This is a genomic window from Planktothrix rubescens CCAP 1459/22 (assembly GCA_904830895.1).
GTDB classification, from domain to species: domain Bacteria; phylum Cyanobacteriota; class Cyanobacteriia; order Cyanobacteriales; family Microcoleaceae; genus Planktothrix; species Planktothrix agardhii.
In genome coordinates, this window is sequence record LR882958.1 from 2866397 (window position 1) to 2888964 (window position 22568).

At 39.5% G+C, this 22568-nt stretch carries 20 protein-coding genes and 1 other RNA gene; 10 read left to right on the forward strand and 11 right to left on the reverse strand.

All coding sequences use genetic code 11. The annotated features are described in order from the left end of the window. Positions 1-167: 167 nt before the first annotated feature. The 3 genes from NMG86_RS13440 to NMG86_RS13450 are packed head-to-tail and all read right to left on the reverse strand — an operon-like array spanning position 168 to position 2460. Positions 168-1049 carry a tRNA (5-methylaminomethyl-2-thiouridine)(34)-methyltransferase MnmD gene (locus NMG86_RS13440; protein ID WP_087882162.1) on the reverse strand — a complete coding sequence of 294 codons (882 nt, stop codon included), beginning with the start codon at positions 1047-1049 and terminating at the stop codon, positions 168-170. Between the two features lie 45 nt (positions 1050-1094). Continuing rightward, positions 1095-1280, reverse strand: coding sequence for a hypothetical protein (locus tag NMG86_RS13445; RefSeq protein WP_052338722.1), 186 nt, complete (start codon positions 1278-1280; stop codon positions 1095-1097). Further along, on the reverse strand, positions 1249-2460 hold the full coding sequence (locus NMG86_RS13450) for a CHASE2 domain-containing protein (RefSeq protein ID WP_052338723.1): 1212 nt from the start codon (positions 2458-2460) through the stop codon (positions 1249-1251). The genes NMG86_RS13445 and NMG86_RS13450 overlap by 32 nt, the downstream gene beginning before the upstream one ends. 66 nt (positions 2461-2526) lie before the next feature. Here NMG86_RS13450 and rnpB point away from each other — a divergent pair. From rnpB to NMG86_RS13465, 3 genes are all read left to right on the forward strand, one after another. After that, positions 2527-2890: RNase P RNA component class A (rnpB, locus tag NMG86_RS13455), an RNA gene on the forward strand. 54 nt (positions 2891-2944) lie between these two features. Next, positions 2945-3676 carry a ribonuclease III gene (gene rnc / locus NMG86_RS13460; protein ID WP_026786536.1) on the forward strand — a complete coding sequence of 244 codons (732 nt, stop codon included), beginning with the start codon at positions 2945-2947 and terminating at the stop codon, positions 3674-3676. 88 nt (positions 3677-3764) lie between these two features. After that, a complete protein-coding gene (locus tag NMG86_RS13465) occupies positions 3765-4772 on the forward strand; it encodes a Gfo/Idh/MocA family protein (protein ID WP_026786535.1) in 1008 nt (335 codons plus the stop codon). Between the two features lie 74 nt (positions 4773-4846). On the opposite strand, the gene NMG86_RS13470 is transcribed toward NMG86_RS13465, so the two are convergent. Beyond that, positions 4847-5677, reverse strand: coding sequence for a SulP family inorganic anion transporter (locus NMG86_RS13470; RefSeq protein ID WP_306439070.1), 831 nt, complete (start codon positions 5675-5677; stop codon positions 4847-4849). Continuing rightward, positions 5673-6257, reverse strand: coding sequence for a SulP family inorganic anion transporter (locus NMG86_RS13475; RefSeq protein ID WP_199918657.1), 585 nt, complete (start codon positions 6255-6257; stop codon positions 5673-5675). Before NMG86_RS13475 ends, NMG86_RS13470 begins: the two co-directional genes overlap by 5 nt. 241 nt (positions 6258-6498) lie before the next feature. Between NMG86_RS13475 and NMG86_RS13480 the strand changes: the two genes are divergently transcribed. Then, the gene (locus NMG86_RS13480) at positions 6499-7863 is read left to right on the forward strand and encodes an NAD-dependent succinate-semialdehyde dehydrogenase (RefSeq protein WP_026797847.1); all 1365 of its coding nucleotides are present in this window, start codon (positions 6499-6501) and stop codon (positions 7861-7863) included. A 29-nt stretch (positions 7864-7892) separates the two neighbouring features. Next, positions 7893-9530: an acetolactate synthase large subunit gene (locus NMG86_RS13485; RefSeq protein WP_026797848.1), complete on the forward strand. Its 1638-nt coding sequence runs from the start codon at positions 7893-7895 to the stop codon at positions 9528-9530. Between the two features lie 11 nt (positions 9531-9541). Here NMG86_RS13485 and NMG86_RS13490 read toward each other — a convergent pair whose 3' ends face one another. Next, positions 9542-9664 carry a hypothetical protein gene (locus tag NMG86_RS13490; RefSeq protein ID WP_272944384.1) on the reverse strand — a complete coding sequence of 41 codons (123 nt, stop codon included), beginning with the start codon at positions 9662-9664 and terminating at the stop codon, positions 9542-9544. Between the two features lie 235 nt (positions 9665-9899). Here NMG86_RS13490 and NMG86_RS13495 point away from each other — a divergent pair, with 235 nt between their 5' ends. The 3 genes from NMG86_RS13495 to rpmF all read left to right on the forward strand — a co-directional run bounded on the left by NMG86_RS13495 (position 9900) and on the right by rpmF (position 11629). Continuing rightward, entirely contained in the window at positions 9900-10544 is a 645-nt protein-coding gene (locus tag NMG86_RS13495; RefSeq protein ID WP_026797849.1) for a hypothetical protein, read from the forward strand. 25 nt (positions 10545-10569) lie between these two features. After that, a complete protein-coding gene (gene xth / locus NMG86_RS13500; protein WP_026797850.1) occupies positions 10570-11355 on the forward strand; it encodes an exodeoxyribonuclease III in 786 nt (261 codons plus the stop codon). Positions 11356-11449: 94 nt separating this feature from the next. Further along, positions 11450-11629, forward strand: coding sequence for a 50S ribosomal protein L32 (gene rpmF / locus NMG86_RS13505; protein ID WP_026786530.1), 180 nt, complete (start codon positions 11450-11452; stop codon positions 11627-11629). Positions 11630-11811: 182 nt separating this feature from the next. Here the strand turns inward: rpmF and NMG86_RS13510 are convergent, their stop codons facing one another. The 3 genes from NMG86_RS13510 to NMG86_RS13520 all read right to left on the reverse strand — a co-directional run bounded on the left by NMG86_RS13510 (position 11812) and on the right by NMG86_RS13520 (position 16200). After that, positions 11812-13023, reverse strand: coding sequence for a HetZ-related protein (locus tag NMG86_RS13510; RefSeq protein WP_026794120.1), 1212 nt, complete (start codon positions 13021-13023; stop codon positions 11812-11814). Between the two features lie 400 nt (positions 13024-13423). After that, on the reverse strand, positions 13424-14689 hold the full coding sequence (locus NMG86_RS13515; RefSeq protein ID WP_026796362.1) for an IS701 family transposase: 1266 nt from the start codon (positions 14687-14689) through the stop codon (positions 13424-13426). A gap of 419 nt (positions 14690-15108) precedes the next feature. Beyond that, positions 15109-16200, reverse strand: coding sequence for an ISAs1-like element ISPlr1 family transposase (locus NMG86_RS13520; RefSeq protein WP_026795269.1), 1092 nt, complete (start codon positions 16198-16200; stop codon positions 15109-15111). A gap of 272 nt (positions 16201-16472) precedes the next feature. Here NMG86_RS13520 and NMG86_RS13525 point away from each other — a divergent pair, with 272 nt between their 5' ends. Beyond that, positions 16473-17891 carry a helix-hairpin-helix domain-containing protein gene (locus NMG86_RS13525; RefSeq protein WP_026797851.1) on the forward strand — a complete coding sequence of 473 codons (1419 nt, stop codon included), beginning with the start codon at positions 16473-16475 and terminating at the stop codon, positions 17889-17891. Positions 17892-17945: 54 nt separating this feature from the next. On the opposite strand, the gene NMG86_RS13530 is transcribed toward NMG86_RS13525, so the two are convergent. Further along, a complete protein-coding gene (locus NMG86_RS13530; RefSeq protein WP_052331177.1) occupies positions 17946-20357 on the reverse strand; it encodes an ATP-dependent helicase in 2412 nt (803 codons plus the stop codon). A gap of 50 nt (positions 20358-20407) precedes the next feature. Here NMG86_RS13530 and NMG86_RS13535 point away from each other — a divergent pair, with 50 nt between their 5' ends. Further along, complete coding sequence (locus NMG86_RS13535) at positions 20408-21289, forward strand: DUF4349 domain-containing protein (protein WP_043937001.1); 882 nt, start codon at positions 20408-20410, stop codon at positions 21287-21289. Positions 21290-21437: 148 nt separating this feature from the next. Here NMG86_RS13535 and NMG86_RS13540 read toward each other — a convergent pair whose 3' ends face one another. Then, positions 21438-22532, reverse strand: a complete 1095-nt coding sequence (locus NMG86_RS13540; protein ID WP_026786526.1) for a RuBisCO accumulation factor 1 — start codon at positions 22530-22532, stop codon at positions 21438-21440. Between the last annotated feature and the right edge of the window lie 36 nt (positions 22533-22568).

Consider the following 22568-nt stretch of genomic DNA (forward strand, 5'->3'; position numbering starts at 1 on the left):
AGTGTGAAGCGTACCTATCTGGCGTTGTGATGGTCTATGAAAACAAACACAATTTAAAAGTAAGCGCAATTGCAATATCTTTTATAAGGGTAGTTGTTTTGAGCGTGTAGAGGTGATTTGATAGCGCCTTTGAGAGTTTTCGGATTCATTCAAGAATCCCCGTGGCTTCAGCCCTGGGGAGTATCAATGCGCCATCGTTTCTTCCAATGGGAGGTGGGTTCCAGGGTACAGGTGTCTTGTTCAGCTTGACGTCGCAGGATAATCACTTCTGCAATATCGGATAAACTGGGATCTCGATAGGGGACGGCGGCGCGCGTTTTGAGGTGTTCTAGTTCTTTGGGAGACAGGGGGGGTAAATCCCTAGGGTCGAAACTGGCCATTGTCCCGGGTGTGCGTCGCCCCACCGGAGGGGTGGAACCAATCTGTAGTCCCGCTTGGATTAAGGCACTTCTAGCCGTCGCCGAACAGGAATAAGTAGCCAAATGTCCCTGGGGTTTGAGACATTGGGCGACTATGGTTAAAAATTCTACTGTCCACAGTTGGGGACAATGGGCGGGAGAAAAGGGGTCAAGGAAAATTGCATCGGCTTTAAACCCGGAATTGTAAACGGTTGAAATAGTATTTCTAGCATCGCCAATTATTAAATTAGCGTTAAATAATTCTGTTTTTAGATGCTGATTTTGGGCAATTTCTTTTAATATATCTTGAATGTAATTAGGATAGGCATTGAGTAAATTATATTCTAAGGCTGATTGGGGAATCCGTTGATCAAATTCTAAGCCAATCCATTCAATTTTACAGTTAGGATTGACTTCCCAAATTGCGGTTAATGCTGCTGCTGTATTATAACCTAAACCATAACAAATATCAAGTAAATATAGGGGGGAAATGGAGGCTTTTTTTCTGAGTTTTAAGGGTTCTACAAACTTGCATTCTGCTTCCTGTTTTGCGCCAAAATGACTATGAAATAATTCTCCAAATTCCGAGGAAAAAAAGGTAAAGGAGCCATCGGCAGTTAATTGGGGGGTTAATTTTTCCTGTTCGATCATTTTTTTATCCTCTGATTTGTCATTTATATAATTAATTTAGATTTGCTATTTTTTCCAGCCAATAACTAGATAAATATCAACCATTTGATGTTTTCCTTTTAGTGGAATTAGTCCCCAAGATTCCACCTCAAAACTATCCGCAACATATTCTAAAGTTTGAGCAGCAATTAAAATTCGACAAATGCCCGATTGTCGATCTTTAAGCTGCCATAATTCCGTTAACAGTACCACTGGTAAATATAAGGGCTAAACCAGGAGTTGTGGTGGGCACCCAACGGTTATGTAAAAATAGGAAAAAGCTTAATCCAAATAAAACACCAACTAAAAATGGATTTCCTAGGGTAATAATTAAAGGATTTCGACTTGACCAAGCTAAGGTTGCTCCGATTAAACCCCAACTACAAATCCATAAAAATTCTCCCCATTGTTCCCAAAAAATAAATAAATCGCGCTGACCTAAAACCGCATCTAAAATTTGACTCACCATTTGGGCATGAACTAAAACTCCTGGCATTTTAAAGGCATTTTTTTCGGCCGGACTATAGGGAGTTAGAAATACATCTTTGCCACTAGGAGCTAATGTACCAATTAAAACAATTTTATCTTTAATCCAACTTTCGGGAATGGTTTGATCTAAGAATTGTGTTAAACTAATCATCCTGGCAATATTATTGGGAGCGCGATAATTTAATAGAATTTGATAACCTTGATCATCAATGGTTTGATAACCACCGGAATTTCGAGATAACGGCACAAATTCAGCCTTTCCCCAGGTAATAAAATTAGGATCTATCTCACTATTATTTGGTGTAATTCCTTGATTAAATAAATAATGTAATGCCATTCTTAAAGAGAATGAATAAAAAGTCCCATCTGGGGTACTAGCAAACATCAAATTTCGACGAACAACATTATCGGGGTCAAGCAATAAATCATTAAAACCGACTCGTTCATCAGAAATATTAGGCGGTGCCGGGATTCTTTTAATTTCACTATATCCTAAATTACTAATCACAATCACATTATCGGAAATTTGAAGTTGTTTCTGAAATTTATCATATCCTGGTTCATATCTAATGTCACGATAAATATCTAAACCAATAACTTTAGGTTGATATTTGGATAGTTTTTCTAATAATCGTGCAATCACTTCATCGGACAGGGGCCAACGCTCAAGTTTTTGAATATCTTCTTCGGTAATTCCGATTACTACTAATCGAGGATCAGCGGCTAAAGCCGGACGTAATCTGACCATTTGATCATAAGCGACTAATTCTAAGGGTTGTAACCAACCTAAATAATAAATTCCCAAGAGTATGGATAACACAAGAATTGTGGCGATAATTACGGCAGAAATCTCCGATAGATCAAGCCATTTATTACTCAATTTATTAATTCTTAAAATACTCACAATAATCAGTTATCAGTAAACAGTTAACTGATCACTGATTTTGCAGTAGTATGGGAGAGGGGGGTTCATAGTGAGCGTAGGTGATTACGGACTCGATAGAGTCTGAGGAAAGTCCGGGCTCCCGAAAGACCAAACTTGCTGGGTAACGCCCAGTGCGAGCGATCGTGAGGATAGTGCCACAGAAAAATACCGCCTTCGGGTAAGGGTGCAAAGGTGCGGTAAGAGCGCACCAGCAACGTCGTGAGGCGTTGGCTCGGTAAACCCCGGTTGGGAGCAAGGTCGGAGGAACTAGGGTTGGTCTTTTTCCCGTTCCGTGAATAGTGGTACCGCTAGAGGTGTTTGGTAACAGACATCCCAGATAGATAATCGCCGTTGGTGTGCTAATTTTAGCCACCGATAACAGAACCCGGCTTATGTCTGACTCTGAACTCCCCTTGATTTGATGCCCCTACAGTGAGTCCCATTTTCTATTGACCCAAAATCTATGACTATTGGCTATCCAAATCGAAAACGCCAGTTACAAAAGCTGATTCAACGTTTGGGACTCTCGGATCATGTCCAGATTCGATGGGATTTGTTAGATTTAGCCTTAACTCACCCGACACTCTCAGCCGAGGCTAATTATGAACAATTAGAGTTTGTCGGGGATTCCGTGGTGAGATTAGCAGCATCTGAGTTACTCTACGAAGTTTATCCTGACTGTCCGGTGGGAGAATTTGCCGCGATTCGTTCGATTTTAGTGAGCGATCGCACTTTGGCTGAAATTGCTGATCAGTATGGATTTGGTACATTTTTACTCGCAGCCGGGAGCGCGATCCGGGACAAAGCGGGGGAAGAATCCCGTCTGGCGGACTGTTTTGAAGCGGTCTTGGCCAGTTTATATCTGAGTAGTCAAAATTTAACCTTAATTCGTCCCTGGTTAGATTCCCATTTTTGCGATCGCGCTGCCAAAATTATTCGTGATCCAGCCCGAAATAATTATAAGGCGGCTCTACAGGAATGGACACAAAGCCATTATAAAGTTTTACCTGAATATAAAGTCCAGCAAAATCGCCAAATTCATAACGATGAGGGGCGTTTTACTGCGGTGGTTTGGTTACAAGGTCGTCAACTGGGGGAGGGAACCGGACGTTCAATTAAAGCGGCGGAACAGGCGGCGGCGGAAGTGGCTTTTCTTTCTGTGGTAGAAACTCAAAAAACTGCCGGGATTAAATGATTATTGCTCCTATGATCAAAATCAAAAAATAAATTACTATTCCCTATTGCCCATTCCCTATTCCCTATTGCCCATCTTTTAATTTCTTATGATTAATATTGCTATTTTTGGTGCGGGTCGTTGGGGAGTTCATTTAATTCGTAATTTCCATCAACACCCTAATTCTAAAGTTGTGGCGATCGCCGATCCTAATCCCGATCGTTTACAAACAGCAAAAGAACGGTTTCAACTTCCCGATGATATTATTTTAACGACCGATGGTTCAACCATTTGGAATTTACCTAATATAGATGCAGTTGCGATCGCCACTCCTGCGGCTACACATTTTGCTTTAATTTCTGCCGCCTTAAAACAGGGTTATCATGTTTTTACCGAAAAACCCTTAACCCTGAGTGTGACTGAATCATTAGAATTATGCGAACTCGCGCAACAAAAACAGCTACAACTTTTTGTTGATCATACTTATTTATTTCATCCGGCGGTAGAACGGGGAAAAACCGTAATTGAATCGGGGAAATTAGGGGAATTAAGATATGGTTACGCCACCCGAACCCATTTAGAACCAGTGCGACAAGATGTGGATGCGTTATGGGATTTAGCGATTCATGATATTGTGATTCTTAATAGTTGGTTAGGGGAAAAACCGATTCAAGTGAAAGCAACGGGAACGGTTTGGTTACAGCCTGCATCGGGATTATCGGATTTAGTGATTGCTAATTTAACCTATCCCAGTGGGTTTGAAGCCTTTCTACATTTGTGTTGGTTAAACCCAGACAAACAACGACGTTTAGCCGTGGTTGGAAGTCAGGGAACTTTAATTTTTGATGAACTACAATCGGAATCTCCTCTGATAATTCAACAGGGTTATTTTGATGTTATTGATAACAGTTGGAAAGCCGCCGGAATCAATCGAGAAGTGATTGAGATTGAACCCAGAGAACCCCTAGCTCAAGTTTGTGATAATTTTCTGAATTCTATTCAAAATCATCAACCTTCCCCAATTTCATCCGGTTGGGTGGGTGCAGAATTAGTTAATATTTTGTGCGGGTTGAGTGAATCTTTAAAACAGGGGGGACAACCTATCCATCTTCTGTAACTGGTAAACCGAAGAAAATTGTGGGCAATCTTTCTGGATTAAGAAAACTGAGTTTCCATACTCCCATCCTTTTCTTATGAAGATGGGCGCATAAATTCCGACACACCATCAGTAATCCGTTCATAAAAATTGTGTTCACCGATTTCCTTCGTTAATCCCGCCCGATACATCCTCTGATACAGGGGATCACGCAACCTCGCCCAAGCTAAAACAATATTATTCTTCATGAGTTCCAGACGTAATTTATGCAACATTTCCAAGGCCGTGCTATCAATTAAATTAATGGTTTCCGCATCGATCAGCACCATTTGAGTGGGTGTCGAAGCTTCCCGAATCTTCTTCTTAAGTTCCGTGCGAAAATAGCTACTGTTCGCAAAAATTAGGTTGTTACTAAAGCGGAAAATTAATAACCCAGGAGTTGTAATCGCTTCGGGGTGAAGGTTAATATCCCGATACATCTCCGTTTGGGGGATACAGCCTAAAACGTCGGTGTGGGGATGGCTGGCCCGATAGATCAGAAAAACAATTGATGTAATCACCCCTAAACTAATACCTTGAAGTACCCCGAAGACTAAGACTCCAGTAAAAGCCAATAGAGCGATCGCAAATTCGTTTTTATTAATGTAACTTAACTGTTTAAAGTAGCTTAAATTCACCAGACCGAGCATCGCCTCAATCACAATTGCAGCTAGAGTAGCATCGGAGAGATTTTGAAACAAAGGCAACAAAAATAACAGGGTTAATAACACCAAAACCCCAAGCACCAAAGAGGATAACTGAGTTTTTCCCCCCGCCCTAACAGCAACAGAAGTTTTCGAGAGGCTGCCCACCACTAGAAAGCCAGAACTCAGCCCCGCCGCGATATTAGCTGGCCCTAGACTGATTAATTCCTGATTGGGATCAATTTCTTCTCAACGCAGTTAGGGGATGAAGGTCGGGTAATTGTTCCAGAATCTGAATTAACTTTTGTAAAAAACCGCCTGAGATCGGGTGCAGACCGAGAAGTTTAGGAATTTGCCCCACAATAGTTACCCAAACTAAGCCTTGGACAAATGCCTTCATTACAGGTGTTGGGATAAAGTCTGCGACCCAGCCCATTTTTAAACTGCCAAAGAGCAGAAAACAGAAGCCCACTATGACAGCCATCGCCGAAGTCAACACCAAATAATCTTGAGAGCCCGACGCAGCTAAAGCCGATACCGTCACACCAGAAATTAAAGCTGTCGCTGAGTCTGGCCCTACAACCATTAACCGAGAAGTTCCCAAGAGTGCGTACAAAAATAGAGGAAAGGGTACGGTGTAAAGCCCGATTAAAGGGGGTACTCCGGCAATCCCGGCATAGGCCATTGCTTGTGGGATCATGACCGCCCAAACCGTTAACCCAGCAATCAGATCCGCCCGTAACCAATCCCGTTGATAATTGGGTAACCAGGTCAAGATTGGGAAAAATCGGGCAAGCGGGGATGATAGGCGAAAATGCTTCATATATTTTTTTTGTTGAGGAGTAATGATGGGTTAGACGGTTTGCTTGATTATTTTATGTCCATTTTTATTTTCTCTATTAACTTTTTATTCCCTTTGTTAAGTATTTTAAATTTAGTTGTACTATTGTACAGATTTGTATCAAGTAATCAATCAGTGATCCCTTCAGTGAGAATAGAGAGTTTTTAAGCGTTACGATAAAAAAGTAAATCCTTAATTTTAACTTAAAACTAAAAAATCAATTATGGGCATTGCTACAATTAACCCGGCCACTGGGGAAACGGTGAAAACCTTTACTGCTTTGACTGATGCCGAAATTGAGAACGCTTTAGCACTCGCAGATCGGGCTTTTCGAGACTATCGGCGAGTCTCCTTTGATACTCGTTCGCAATGGATGCAAAACGCGGCTAATCTATTAGAAGAAAACGCCGAAACCTACGCCAAAATCATGACATTGGAAATGGGAAAACCCATTACTGCCGCGATCGCAGAAGTCAAAAAAAGTGCCGCCGTTTGTCGCTTTTATGCGGAAAATGCGGCTCAATTTCTTGCCGATGTTCCCGCAGAAAGCGACGCCAGTAATAGCTTTATTGCTTACGAACCTCTGGGGGCAATTTTAGCGGTCATGCCTTGGAATTTTCCCTTCTGGCAAGTCTTCCGCTTTGCCGCACCCGCATTAATGGCCGGAAATGTTGGTTTACTCAAACACGCTTCCAACGTACCTCAATGCGCCTTAGCCATTGGGGAAATTTTTCAAAAAGCTGGATTTCCTGAAGGGGTGTTTCAAACTTTATTAGTAGGTTCTAATAAAGTCGCTCAAATTATTACCGATGATCGGGTTAAAGCTGGAACTTTAACCGGAAGTGAACCCGCAGGCGCTAGTTTAGCCTCTTTAGCTGGTCAAAATATTAAAAAAACCGTCCTAGAATTAGGTGGAAGTGATCCGTTTATTGTGTTAGAAACGGCGGATATAAATGCAGCAGTAGAAGCCGCCGTTACAGCACGAATGTTAAATAATGGACAGTCCTGTATTGCAGCAAAACGGTTTATTTTGATATCTAGTATTGCCGATGAATTTGAAAGTCGTATGGCGGAAAAATTTGCGGCTTTAAAAATCGGTGATCCAATGTTACCCGATACCGAAGTGGGGCCCTTAGCAACCCCCGATATTTTAACGGAATTACACCAACAAGTTCAAATCTGTGTTGAAGCTGGAGCCAAAGTATTAACCGGAGGTCAACTCTTGGAACAACCGGGCAATTTTTATCCGCCAACAATTTTGACTCAAATTCCTGAAGGAACCCCTGCTTACAGTGAAGAATTCTTTGGGCCGGTGGCGTTAATCTTCCGGGTTAATTCTTTAGATGAAGCCATTACCCTTGCTAATAGTACCATCTTTGGTTTGGGTGCCAGTGGGTGGACAACAAATCAAGCCGAACAAGAGCGTTTAATTCGAGAATTAGAAGCGGGTGCTGTCTTTATTAACGGTTTAGTTAAATCCGATCCTCGCTTACCCTTTGGAGGGATCAAACGTTCCGGTTACGGACGGGAATTGAGTAGCCAAGGGATTCACGAATTTGTGAATATTAAAACCGTTTGGATTAAATAGGGTAAAAGAAACCATTCTTATTAAAAATTATGAACACAGCACAACTGTTAGTTAAATGTTTGGAAAATGAAGGAGTCGAGTATATTTTTGGTGTTCCAGGGGAAGAAAATATGCAAATCCTGGAATGCTTAAAAACCTCCTCGATCAAATTTATTACAACTCGTCATGAACAAGGGGCTGCATTTATGGCCGATGTTTATGGTCGCTTAACCGGACGGGCGGGAGTTTGTTTATCAACATTAGGCCCCGGAGCAACGAATTTAATGACCGGGGTTGCTGATGCGAATTTAGATGGAGCACCGTTAGTTGCAATTACAGGTCAAGTGGGAACTGATCGAATGCACATTGAATCCCATCAATATTTGGATTTAGTGGCAATGTTTGCCCCAGTTACTAAATGGAATGCCCAAATTGTTCGCCCTAGTATTACGCCAGAAATTGTCAGAAAAGCGTTTAAAATAGCTCAATCTGAAAAACCTGGGGCAGTGCATATTGATCTCCCGGAAAATATTGCTAGTATGGAGGTCGAAGGCTATCCTCTCAAACAAGATAAGCGAGAAAAAGTTTATTCTGCTTATCAAAGTATGAATGAAGCAGCGATCGCAATTTCTAAAGCCAATAATCCCTTAATATTAGTAGGAAATGGAGCAATTCGGGGGAATGCCAGTGCCGCTTTAACAGAATTTGCTACCCAACTGAATATCCCCGTTGTTAATACATTTATGGGCAAAGGAATGATTCCTTATACCCATCCCTTAGCGTTATGGACAACCGGATTACAACTGCGAGATTATATTAGTTGTGGTTTTGATAAATCCGATTTAATCATTGCCGTTGGTTATGATTTAATTGAATATTCCCCGAAAAAATGGAATCCCCAAGGCAAAATTCCGATTGTTCATATTGGTGAAACTTCCGCCGAAGTCGATAGTAGTTATATTCCGATTGCTGAAATTATTGGGGATATTTCTGACTCTCTCCAAGAGATTTTAAGACGTTCAGACCGTACCGGAAAACCCGAACCCTATGCTTTAAAATTAAAAACAGATATTCGTAATAATTACGAATTTTATGCCAAGGACGATGCCTTCCCGATTAAACCGCAAAAAATTATTTATGATTTGCGTCAAGTTATGGGCCCAGAAGATATTGTGATTTCAGATGTTGGCGCTCATAAAATGTGGATGGCGAGACATTATCATTGTGAAACGCCGAATACCTGTTTAATTTCCAATGGATTTGCAGCCATGGGAATTGCGATTCCGGGTGCAGTTGCCGCTAAATTAGTTTATCCTAATCGGAAGGTGGTAGCGGTCACAGGAGATGGTGGATTTATGATGAATAATCAGGAACTTGAAACCGCTTTACGGGTAGGAACTCCTTTTGTTACCTTAATCTTTAATGATGGCGGTTATGGATTAATTGAATGGAAACAAAACGACCAATTTGGGTCATCTTCGTTTATTAAATTTGGCAATCCTGATTTTGTTAAATTTGCCGAAAGTATGGGGTTAAAAGGATATCGGGTGGAAGCCACAACCGATTTAATTCCGATTCTCAAAGAAGCCCTAAATCAAGACGTTCCCGTCGTGATTGATTGTCCCGTAGACTATCGAGAAAATGCTCTATTTAGTCAACGGGCGGGCGGTTTATGTTGTCCTATCTAACCCCAGTTGTTTTACCGTTGTTGTGCTTCAGCACCCAATAGTTGTTGTGCTTCAGCACCCAATAGTTGTTGTGCTTCAGCACCCAATAGTTGTTGTGCTTCAGCACCCAATAGTTGTTGTGCTTCAGCACCCAATAGTTGTTGTGCTTTAGCACTATCATTTCTAACTCAAACACGATAAAAATAGCTTTGGGCGATGCTTCACCAAGATATGTGCAAAGCTATTTTTATAAATCTATTGTTGTATAATGTAATTAATGCAGCCCTAATCGTACTTTGGATGAAGCATTAGAAGCAATTTTGTCTCAAGAAGATTATGAATTACCCTGTTTAGTTTATCATTTGTAATTTTGTTTTTCTAGTGATTAAGATGTCTCCAACAGCCATTACTAAAAGAATTACTACCATTAGCAAAGCAGAAAAGCAATTTAATTTAGTTCGTACTGCGGATGTTAATTTTTTCCTAGAATGGACGGAAGATTCAATTAATTTAACTGACTCTGAGAAAGCAGTATTAGATAGAATTAAAGCCCGATATCGCTATCATCGAGCCAATAGACATCTAGCTGAAGGGTTAGTTAATCTCGTAGTTTTATCGCCATTGCTGGAATTAGCTGGTTTTTATGATCCTCCATTTCAGATGCAAGGAGAAGTTGCTGTTGAAGTTAATACATCGGTAGCTACGAATGAAGTATCAGAGGAAATTTTGCGAGGAAGAATTGATTTTTTAGTGGTATCAAGAGAATTTTGGATAGTGGTATTAGAATCTAAGGGAACTGAAATTAATCTCGATATGGCAATTCCTCAAACTTTAGCTTATATGATGGCTAATTATGATGTTAAAAAACCTGTATTTGGTATGGTAACTAATGGGGGAGAGTTCTTTTTTATTAAGCTAAATTGTCAAGGAACACCCCAATATGATATTTCTCGTATTTTTTCCCATTTACCTTTACAGAATGAGCTTTATGATGTACTAAGAATTTTGAAACAACTAAGAAATAATATTATATAACAACAAATTTAATTAGGAGTTTAGAATGAAAATTGCAACTTGGAATGTTAATTCAATTAGAACTAGAAAAGATCAGGTATGGCAATGGTTACAAACCAATGAAATTGATATTCTGTGTTTACAAGAAACTAAAGTAATTGATAAAGATTTTCCTCGTTCTGGTTTTGAAGAATTGGGTTATAATCTTTATATTTATGGTCAAAAATCCTATAATGGGGTGGCAATTTTTAGTAAAACTCCCTTAGAAGCGGTTCATTTTGGATTCTCTGATATTTTAAATACAGAACCCTCTCAAATATTTGATGAACAAAAACGGGTTTTAACCGGAATTATTGATGGAGTTGCTATAGTTAATTTATACGTTCCCAATGGTTCCAGTATTGATAGCGACAAATATCACTATAAATTAAACTGGTTAAACCATCTCAAAGACTATTTAAAACTGCTATTCACTCAAACTGAAAAGATTTGTATTTGCGGTGACTTTAATATTGCTTTAGAAGATATTGATATTCATAATCCCAAAGGTCGAGAAAATCATATTATGGCGAGTGATGCTGAACGTCAAGCCTTAGAATCAATATTAGAATTAGGCTTTAAAGACGCCTTTCGCAAGTTCACCACTGAAGGGGGACATTTTAGTTGGTGGGACTATCGCCAAGGCTCCTTCCGACGGAATACCGGATGGCGCATTGATACCCATTATTTGACCTTACCCCTGTATGAAGTCGCCAGTAGTTCTATCATTGATAAAACTCCTAGAACCTGGGAACAACCCAGCGACCACACCCCCGTTATTATAACTCTCTAGTCCCCTTTCTCAACTTTCGGGAAAAAAATATTTAGCAAAGGGTACAAATAGGGTACTATAATAGTTTGTGCAAAATCTTCATTAATCTAGGCTCATGGCTGTACCCAAGAAGAAAATGTCCAGGTCGAGACGCGATATGCGGAAGGCGACTTGGAAACGGAAAGCAAGACTACAAGCTGAAAAAGCTTTATCCCTCGGTAAGTCAGTTCTCACAGGTCGTTCAACAGGATTTTACTATCCCACTGACGACGCAGAAGCAGGCGACGAAGAATAAACGATTGGACTGTGCGAAACTACATAAAGATGGGGGCGAGAAAGTCTCTCTGTTCGGGAGAGGAAAACTCGCCCTTATTGTTTGGAGATTCAGATATATAAAACCCATATTCCGCACGATAAAATGTAATAAATTATTATTCAAAAATTTCTCTCTTGTGAATACCCTTAACTCACAATATATTACATTTTGTCGGGGGAAATTTGGGCTGAGGCCTCGTTGTTACGGTAGTTGAAAGCCAGGTCGAGGATTTTAGCCCAACGTTTTTGGACTTGTTTGGGGGTGCATTTGAGGATAGAGGCGATCGCTTTATCGCTTTCTTCTTGGTCTTTGAGTTGTAATAACTGTTGCTGATCGACGGATAATTGGGCTTGAAAGGCTTGCCATTGTTCGCTATTCATCCCCAATTTTTGGTTAATATCAGCCCCTAACCATTCATGGACGAGTTTCCAGTTGTTAGACCGGGCAAATTTTTCGACGTGGTATTTAAACCGTTGTTGCAGATAGTCCCGTTCACGGGTGGTTAACCCCAGGGCTTTATCAATATCGCAGGCTTGTAGATCTTGCATTTTCAGCTTTAAATATTTAACACAATCGGTTTGTCCTTGGGATTCTAAATATTGAATTAGTTCATTAATCACCCGATCTCGTAAAACACTTTCTGCGGGGTCAACGGTTTCAGATACCATTTTTTCCCGAATTTGCTGCATCGCGGATGTCCGACTTTGAGCTTCAGCTTCTTCGGTTTTGCCACCTTCAACGGCTAATTCAATATCCATAGAGGTTTCAGGGGGTTGACCTTTAGCAAACCCTTGGGCGCGTAAGACAATTAACCGTTGACGGTTACGACCGGGTAAACCAATCTGACGTTTAGCATACTGTTCGGTAAAGGCCATATATTCCGCTAATTCTAACCGGGTATGGGGAGTATAGTTAGCTTCCAGGCTGTGTTCCCGACGAAAGGCCCGCAGAGACTCAACATAAAATCCTTGTAAAAAGTCTTCAATTAAGTTGTAACGAGCTTGGAAACTCAACTGAGACTCAAAGGAAGCAACGTGACGGTAGACCATCGCGGCTAAGTGGGAGTGGAGTTCTACCCTACCTTGACGAGAGCCAAGTTTGTAATATTCTAAGCACTTTTGTAAGCGATGACGGGCCAAACTTAACTGCCAGGTTTCCACATCGCCAGAGGTTTGAATCCGGTTGCTTTTTTCACAAATGCGTTCTACTTCTAGGGCCATCCGTAGCGTCACTGTCCGACCACTGGCGGGGAGGGTTTTGACGGCTGTTTGCAATTCTTGTAATAAGAGTTGAGCTAAGGCTTGGGGATCAATAGAATTAAGAGAATTAAGAGTAACTTCAGAATCTTGAATCGAAATATCTTGTGCAAACATGATGGGTTTCCTTGGGTAAAGCACTGTGTACAGAAGGCGAGAGTTAAAGGCGGTTTGGTGTTTCGGTGATTCAACTCTCTACACTTTGAATAGTAGAAGTAGCCCCTTTGGAGTAGTGACATCAATGTTCCACTCTCTGATGTAACTAATTAGATGCGGTGGGTTTATCCTCTACATTCGGCCCTTGTGCATCACCCTGAAAGTCTTATGTAATCAGCATTACAACCCTATTTTATTTCTCTTGATCACAGCAAATTTTACCTAGGGTTGTTCATATTATCCCTAGACCAGTTTCACAACTGGCTGTGAATTGACAGATATAGCAGGGAACACCGGAACCGTGGTGGGGTATGTAGGGGTAATTCATGAATTACCCCTACTATTGGGACTTAAACAAAAATCAAGCCCAAATCAAGCCTAAACTTGCTTTGTAGGCTGCAAATACATCCCTATTATTCTGGAGCCACTCCACAAATCGAAAGGAAATCGCTGTGCGGAAGGCTTCAAGGGCATCAGCAAATGTGTTTAAAGGTTTGTTAGCCCATCGACGTCTTAACCCTCCAGTTAAACTATGCCAGAGAATAAAAGTATAGGCACAAAATACCAAAATCCAATGTCTGATTAGACTTCTTTTATCTCGGACTTGATATTCTTTCAGCCCCAACCAACCCTTAGCTTCCCTGTAAAAAACTTCTATCCAATTTCTTTGTGAATAGGTCGTTACTATCCATTCTCCTGTGGCTTTTGATGCCTCAACATTAGTCATTAAATAATCAATATCACTGGCTTGGTCGAAAGTGGCAGCATTCATGACGATGGCTATTACTTTCTTCCCTGCATACTTTGATAATTCAATTTCTTTTGTTGCTACCCACACAGTTCTGGGTTTTTCTAGTTGGAGTTGAATTTCACTAAAAGCTCCTTGGGGCAACGATTTGGCTAAATTATCTAATCGAGTTTCCTCTGTTTTATCTTCCCCCTTTTTGAGGATTACCTTTCGATTCTTGGCGACTCCCCCTATATATTTTAATCTTTTTTTCTCTAACTCTTGTAAAAAATTTGTGTTATTTCCATACCCGGCATCTGTTAGCACAATTCCCGGTTGATATCCTCTCTCTAAGCTCCTTTCTATTAATTCTAATGCTATTTCCGGTTTCTTTTTAAATTCCGGGTCAGCTTTTCCTGACGGTAATGACTCGGCTTTTTGATATAATTCTATATCTAATGGTAGGCTTTTTTTGCCATCGTATAGATGGCTCGTTACTGCTACGATTCCATTGTCGGTTTTTCCGATTTCTCCGATGTATTGTCGTCCCACTCCATCAGTAAAGTTCCCGCTTTTTCGATGTCCTGAATCATCAATAATTAGGGCAAATCCCCGACTAATCTGGGTTTGCTTACACTGATTCATCACCTCCAGGCGACGCTGATTCAGTTTCATTGCTAACCAGGGAGCTTCGGTTAAAAAGTGGTGTAATCGGTGGTAAGCTACTCCTACGGAGTTATTCGCCATTTGCGACAGGTTTTTTCGCTCACTTTCTCCCAATAATCCCCCTAAATAGTTCCTAAATTCCCGTTTTTGGGCAAGATGACCAAATATATCGTCAAATCTTTGACACCATCGGTCAAAGCAGGGGGGCATCGCTGCCGGGGTTGTCTCTTTCATTCGTTATTCTTGAATGTTATGTGCTTGCTACATAATCATTATCATCTATTTCTTCCCTTATTTTTGTTTAAGTCCCACTATAGAAGTATTATCCGGTGTTCCCTTTTAAGTCTAAATTTTAGATAAGTACCTAAACAAAATTAATTACACATCCTCCACCCTGTTCCCTCCCCCCCTAGCCCCCAGGGCTGTTTCATGTTTGAAAATTATAGCCTACTTTTGGGTCATAATTCTCAAACATGATAGCTATTTTCCGAATAATTAATATTTCATATAATTGCTATATTAATATTAATTATAGGAGGTATTATCTAAGCAGCATAAATATTCTTATTCCCTATGGAGTAAGACTTACATTCCCGATTTTTATCTATTTTTCCTAAATTAATTGCTCTATTTTTTCATTTTTAACCTTCGGATTAAGAGATAGCCACTAATTTCTCCCAATGATTTCCTAACCACCTTCTTCCCTCTGTTATTGACAAAAATCCTAAACCTCTGAAAATATTCAATCCTAGGGTGTTGAGCAGTGCCCAATTAGTCGCGGCTTGTACTTGATGAATTTTCATACTATCCTCTTTAAATAACACATCTTTTACCCAATGAACTTGATTCTCAATCCCCCAATGCCCTTTAATTTTTTTGGAAAAAAAATCCGCCTTTTCCCAGATACTACTTATATAATAAACCGTTTCTCTATAAGGCTTTTTTCCTCTGTATCCCCACCTTTCTACCTGAATTATACTTTGAATATGTTCCCAAGGGCTTTCAATTTTTATCGAATTTTTAAACACTGATACCCGACGAGTTATTTCTCGTCCATGACCCCTCTCTTTTTGAGTATCTATACTTTCAGCTTTCGTCGTTTTTGTAATTTTTTCAATTTGATTATACAGTTTGATTTGATTCTTTTTAACCGCGATTAAATAATCGTTTTCACTCTCGATAATCTTTCGGACTGTGGTGACATTACAATGTAACGCATCCGCAGTTATTAACTTTCCTTTTAGACCACATTCTTCTATTATCCCTTGGGCTACAGCTTGTTCTGAACCGGTTTTACTCTCGAACTTTTCCGTCGCTAATACTAATCCGGTTTCTTGACTAAATAGAGATACCATTATTACCATGTTTTGCTGCTGATTGCCTGGGTCTTTTACCGTACTTCTTAAACTTTTTCCATCTATTGCTAATCCCTCTATTCCCTTTAATTTAGGAGAATTCTCTCTTGACCATTCTTTTACTATTTTGCTTAAATCCTTCTCGTCTACTCCTCTCATCACCCTCCTTATTGTTGAATAAGATGGCATTCCTTGGCTATAGATATTGAATGTTCTTTTCAGGATAACTTCGTTGGCTTTGACAAAATATTCCATCTCTCGATATCCTTGATGCCCTGACATCACCCCTAAAACTACTACTAATAGCACTTCCCATAAACTATACCTTTTTCCCTGATTTTTTCGGAAATCCTTGACTTCTTTTAAATTTTCTATTAAACTTGTTAGCATCTTTATTTTAGAAAAAAATGGTGATCGCTCTCCATTTTATCAGGTGGCGATCGCTCTTTCTTTACTCTTTTTCACCTGACTTTGAAACAGCCCTGCCCTAGCCCCCCGTGCACGGGGGGTTTGGGGGGGCTGTTCCGTCAACTAGGTAATTTATTTTGTGTAACTACTTACAACTCAAATAGGATTGCTATATAATTTAATTGATCAATATCCAAATTTAGGATTGCAACATAAGAAGTTAAAAATTGAGCAAATTTTAGGGAGTTATAAAAATGGTTAAAATTATTAGTCGAAAATCTTTAGGAACTCAACCCGTTTATGATATTGGCGTACAAGAAGATCATAACTTTCTTCTCAACAACGGTTTAGTGGCTTCTAATTGCTTTAATAAATCCCATTCCATGGCCTATGCCTATGTTACCTATGAAACCGCCTATTTAAAAGCTAATTATCCCGTTGAATATATGGCGGCTTTATTAAGTGCTAATAGTGGAGATACGGATAAAATTCAAAAATATATTGAATCTTGTCAAAAGTCCCTGGGAATTAAGGTGATTCCGCCCGATATAAACCTTTCGGGGATGGATTTTACCCCCTCGGATAAGAGTATTATTTTCGGACTTTCTGCGATTAAAAATGTTGGGGAAGGAGCGATCGAACATTTATTAGAAATTCGTCAAGAAGGGGGAGAATTTAAGAGTTTTCCTGATTTATGCGATCGCATTAACTTACAAATGGTGAATAGTCGCGCCTTAGAAGCATTAATTAAATGTGGTGCTTTAGATAAACTTAACCCCAACCGTCGCCAAGCTATTGATCATTTAGATAAATTAATTTCTTGGGCGCAAAGTAAAGCCAAAGATCGAGCCGTGGGTCAACAAAGTATATTCGATATTTTAGGGGGTGGAACTAATACAAAAGATACCCATGAAGATGCACCAAAACCCGCAAAACTTGAGGATTTCAAAGTTCAGGAAAAACTCCAATTTGAAAAAGAATTATTAGGATTTTATGTTTCTGAACATCCTTTACAATCCATCTTAAGATCGATTTCTGTAGATGAAAGAGTGACTTTATCAGAATCAACGGATAAAAAATCTAAGATTAAAGTAGTTGTTGTAATCACTGCTATTAAACTACATACCACCAAAAAAGGCGATCGGATGGCGTTTTTACAAATCGAAGATTTAACCGGACAAATGGAAGCAATTATTTTTCCTAAAACCTATCAAGAAATCAAGACTTTTCCGAAGGAAAATGATGTGGTTTTAATCACGGGTAAAACTGACAAACAGGAAGATAAACTTCAGCTTATTATTGATGAGTTACAATCGGCGGATACTCTCCCTCGGATTGATAAAATTCCGGCTCTTTTATTGGAAGATTTGGAAATAGAGGAATCAAATTCAATGGTACTTTTACACCTAAAACTTGAGGAAATTTATGATTTATCCCGACTTCAAAAACTTCATGCACTGCTAAAAGAACAATCTTCGGGTAATCAAAAACAAGCTAATATTCCAATTGTTGCTACGGTTAAAGGAGAATTTAAACCTAGTAATAAAGGGATTTGTTTAGGTCGTGATTTCTGGATACAGAACGCCGAAGCAACAATTGATTCCTTAAAAAACGCTGGATTTGATGCTGAAATTCAACCAAAATTAGAGATATTAATGTCAATTCAAGCCTAAAAAAATTAGTTGTTGGGCTTTAGCCCCCCAATCTAAAGGGCTAAAGCCCAACAACTAAAATTTCTCGAAAAAATGTTGAGGAAATTGTTGTTTTAACGCAATAAAAACCGGACAGGCTTTTTGTTCTTGCTGATTTTCAGGTTTATGCCAACTGTAGGGAGAAAAACGAGACACAGACATCCATAAAAAACGTTTAGCTCTGGTCATGGCGACATAGAGTAATCGGTATTCTTCTGCGGTTTTTAAATCCTTAGCTTGCTCCCAAGCAGTGGCGATATCAGGAATTAATTCTTCTCCGTGAGCAGCGGCTCGAATTTGGGCACGGGCGACTTCCGAAAGGGTAAATTCTCCTAGAAATTTGGCTTGGGGTAAAACTCTTAAACTCCCCGGAATTGTAGACTCTTGTAAGAAGGGAATAAACACATAATCCCAATCTAATCCTTTGGCTTTGTGCATGGTAATTAATGTTAATTGACCTTCCCGGGTATAGGGACTGTCTTTAGAGGTTGATTCCTGATCAATATCCACGGGTTCAAACTTTTCTGAACTGACAATATCATTTAAAACATCTAAAATTGTTCCCATGGAATGGTTACCAAAGGTTTTTTGACCGATGCGTTCTGATAATTTATCCGCCGTGGCTAATTCCGTTTTTTCATATTGCAAGGATAGGGCTAAAAAGGAAATCAATTGATAGGGAGGAAGTTCTAAACGGGCTTGCAATAATTGACAACAAAAATAACGACATTGACGAATTTCTTCTGATTGTGGGGGGTCAAGGGGGCCGGGATAAAGAAATTCTTCGGGATGAATTGCAATTTTATTATAATCTAAATTCGGAATTAAATTGCGATCGCCTAATACTTTTAATGCTAATTTTAAATAATCTGGTGAATGGGGACGATCCAAAAATTGAAATAAAGATAAAATTTCTGCTGGAATTTGAGAATTTCTAGCCTGCTGAGAGGCATCATAAACCCGAATTTTGCTTTTAAAATCTTCGGAAATTTTAATATTATATAATTGGGGATGATTAAAAACATTAGAAATAAATTCTCCCTGTTTATTCTCTCTTAGTAAAATCGCAAATTTTCCTTGGGGATCGTCTTCAATAATAGTAACAATTTTTTGGACAATTAACTCAACGGTCTGATAAATGTCCGCCATTTCCCAGAGTTCTAAACCTCGACCATAAGCCGGGGGATTAGCATTAGATTGATGATCACTAAATCCCACTAATTTAATCATTTGCTCTCGAAAAGGTTGTTCATTTCCAGCTAATTTTGAACGATTAACCCAGGATAACATATAGTTAGCTGCGTCAATAATAATACAACTACTGCGTCCGGCTTGATCCATGGTAGCTAATCGTTTTAACTGTTCACAATCATTACAAAAACGACGAAAATAAATAGGATCAGCCGTAGTAAATGTGGAGTTAATCGCTTGATTTGGATCGCCGACTCTAACTAAATTTAAAGTATCTAAATCATCAGTAATTGACTTAGAAGAACTGGCTAAAATTCTCAAGAGTTTACTTTGTAGGGGAGTGGAATCTTGAGCTTCATCTTCAAAAACAGCAAATACTTGATTTTGCCAAACTTGACGAACCGTTGGATTGTCTAAAACTCGCAATGCGGCTAAAATCATCTCATCATAGTCAATTAAATTCAGCGATCGCAATATATTTTGATAATTTTCATATAATCCGGCGGCTATTTCTAAGGTTTCATAATCATCAGGAATTTGTTCCGAAATATTGGTTAAATCCTGCGGTTGTAGTCCTGAACTTTTAGCTTCTTGAATCACTTTCCAAGCTAAGTTCGGTAAAACTTCTGTTCTTAAAACCGATTGACGTCTTAATCTTTCTGTTTCTTCTCCATCAAATTTAACTCCTTCAATTAATCGTTGATAATGGCGAGGATTAGCAGCAATCCACTGTTCAACACAGGTACGGGTAATTCTATTACTAGGAGTAGGTAAAATTAAAGTAAAATTTTCTAAATTTAATTCTGATAATTCTGGATGTTTTAAGGCAATATTTAGGGCTAAACCATGCAATGTATAAACAAAAAATCCCCCTAAAGGTAATCGCATTTGTTTGAGTTCTTGACTGACTTTTGCCCGAATATTAGCGGCGGCGGAACGGGTGAAGGTGACAATCACTAATTGATGCTGGGAATGGAGTTGATGGCGGGCGCTCGCCAATGCCGCAGCAAAGGCCATTCCTGTTGATTTTCCCGCCCCTGGAACCGCAGAAATAGCTAGGGGCCCCCCATTCCAATCGGCCATTTGTTGTTGACCCGGACGTAAACTTTGGTAAATTTCTTTAATTTTCTGCTCTCGGAATGCACGAATTTGATCAATATTTTCTAATGGATTTATTGTCAGATCAGAAAAGACTATTTCCGAAGTTAGGATAGGATTAACGGAGGAAACTGAATCGAGATCAAGATCGTCTGTCATGCTAGGCTCAATATTAAGTGGATAATGAACGATAATAGGAATATAACACTATGAATTATGATCAAATTCGCTCTCAGACTGGATTAAAACCCAGATTTTTTTTATGGTTAATGGTATCAATTTTAGCTTTATCGAGTTGCGCTCAGGCGAATAAAGCTAAACAGATGTCTCCCGCCAGCGCACCTTTAGCCACAGCAGATAGTCTGGAAATGGCTAATTCTGCACCGCCACCAACGACCACGGAACCCAAAAAACAATCCCAACTGATTAAACGCGCTCAATTAACATTAATAGTACAATCAATTCATCAAACTACAGAATCTATTACAGAAATTATTAAAAAACAGCAAGGGGATATTTTAAAATTTGAGGCTCAAAAATCCCCTGATAATAGTCAGCGTCAAACGGCTTATATCCAATTCAGAGTTCCCCAACAGCACTTAGAAACCACCTTAAATGCGTTAGCAAAGTTGGGAACAGTAGAAAATCAAATGATTACGGCGGAGGATGTTTCGGATCAATTAGTCGATGTCCAGGCGCGACTGCGAAATTTACGGAAATCGGAAGAAATGGTGTTAAAAATTATGGAGCGTTCGGGTTCCGTTGGGGATGTTTTGAAAGCAGCAAATGAATTAAGTACAATTCGAGAATCAATTGAACGGATTGATGCTCAGTTAAGAAATTTACAAAATCAAGTCGCTTATTCTACTATTGATTTAACAATTGAATCGTCGGTTTCTGTGTCTCCTGCTCAAGAAAATCTGGGTTTAAGAGTCCAAGAAACTTGGGGAAAAGCAACTCATACCATGGGTGAATTTACCTGGCTATTAGTAGGATTGATTTTATGGTTATTGGCTTTTAGTCCCTATTTATTAATCATTGGAGGGGGAATTTATGGTTATCGTTGGTATCGTCATAATAGAATAAGATAGGTAATGGGTAATGGGTAATGGGTAATGGGTAAAAGTTATTAAGTACCTAAACAAAATTAATTACACATCCCCTACCCTGTTCCCTCCCCCCCTAGCCCCCCGTGCACGGGGGGTTTGGGGGGCTGTTCCGGTGTTCCCTCTCTTTTTTCTACTCATCAATTTGCCAAACATCATGAATTTGATCCTCATCTAATACCTTTTTAGGACGCATAATTAAAATTAATTTTCCTAGTAAATGAATATCGGGAGTTTCATCGAACCATTGCAGTTCTAAATTTTCAGATTTTTCAACTAAGAAATAAGAATCAATATCCCATTCCCGTTGAGCGCGATCAATCAGGATTAAAACGGGTTCTGATTTACCGGGTAAGGGATTCGGTAAATTAGCGCTATTTCCTAAAACAGCAATTGGATCTTCTGACTTTCTGACCACTTGCCAGCCAGGAACCGCTACCCAAGCTGCATTTCCCGATGATTTAACAATGGAAAATGCTCCTAATTCTTCAATCAAAGGAACGGCTTTAAAATCCGATGGAGTTAAGGGAAATTTCCCCACGACTGGAATTAAACGGGGTAGATCTTCTTCCGTTTCTAAACGATACATTGGTAAACGAGGCGCTGATTTTTTGGCGGTAATCGAAAAATCTGTTAATAGTTGTTCTATGGTTTCTCGTGCGGTTTGGGAGTGAGCATATTTTAATCCTTTAGCAATTAAACGCGATCGCTGTTGTAAATCATGTTGTTGTCGGGCAGCTTTCCAGGCTTGATAGGCTAAAGCATCTCCAGGATGATCAGAAAAACCCGGGGGGAGAACCGAAAACCGAGAGAATTCTTTGATGGCTTTGGCTAATTCTCTAGCTTCATCGGCATCTAATTTGCGCTGATCGGAAAACTCCGTCGCCATCACCCTTTCTGCTTGATTTAGGATACGAAATTCATATAAAATATCGCTTCCCCGTTGTTGAAAACGGGATCGAATTTCCTCGGATAAATTGCCTTTTACTAAGGAAGTAAAGACTTGTCCTGCTACAATGATTTGATTTTGTTGAATGGGTTCAAAACCCGTTTCTTCAAAAATTTGTTGGGGGTTATAACCAGATTTTTGTAATTGAGCACAGGCGTCGCCCCATTCCACCCAATTTCTTTCTTTCCGCCGTAATAATTGTATTAATTTAGCCGTATCTACTGATGGATCGGGTGTTGAGGAAATAAATGGGGAAAAATCTTCTGGTGTTTGAGTCATAATTATATAGAATTAATCAGTTTTAAGGACGGAATG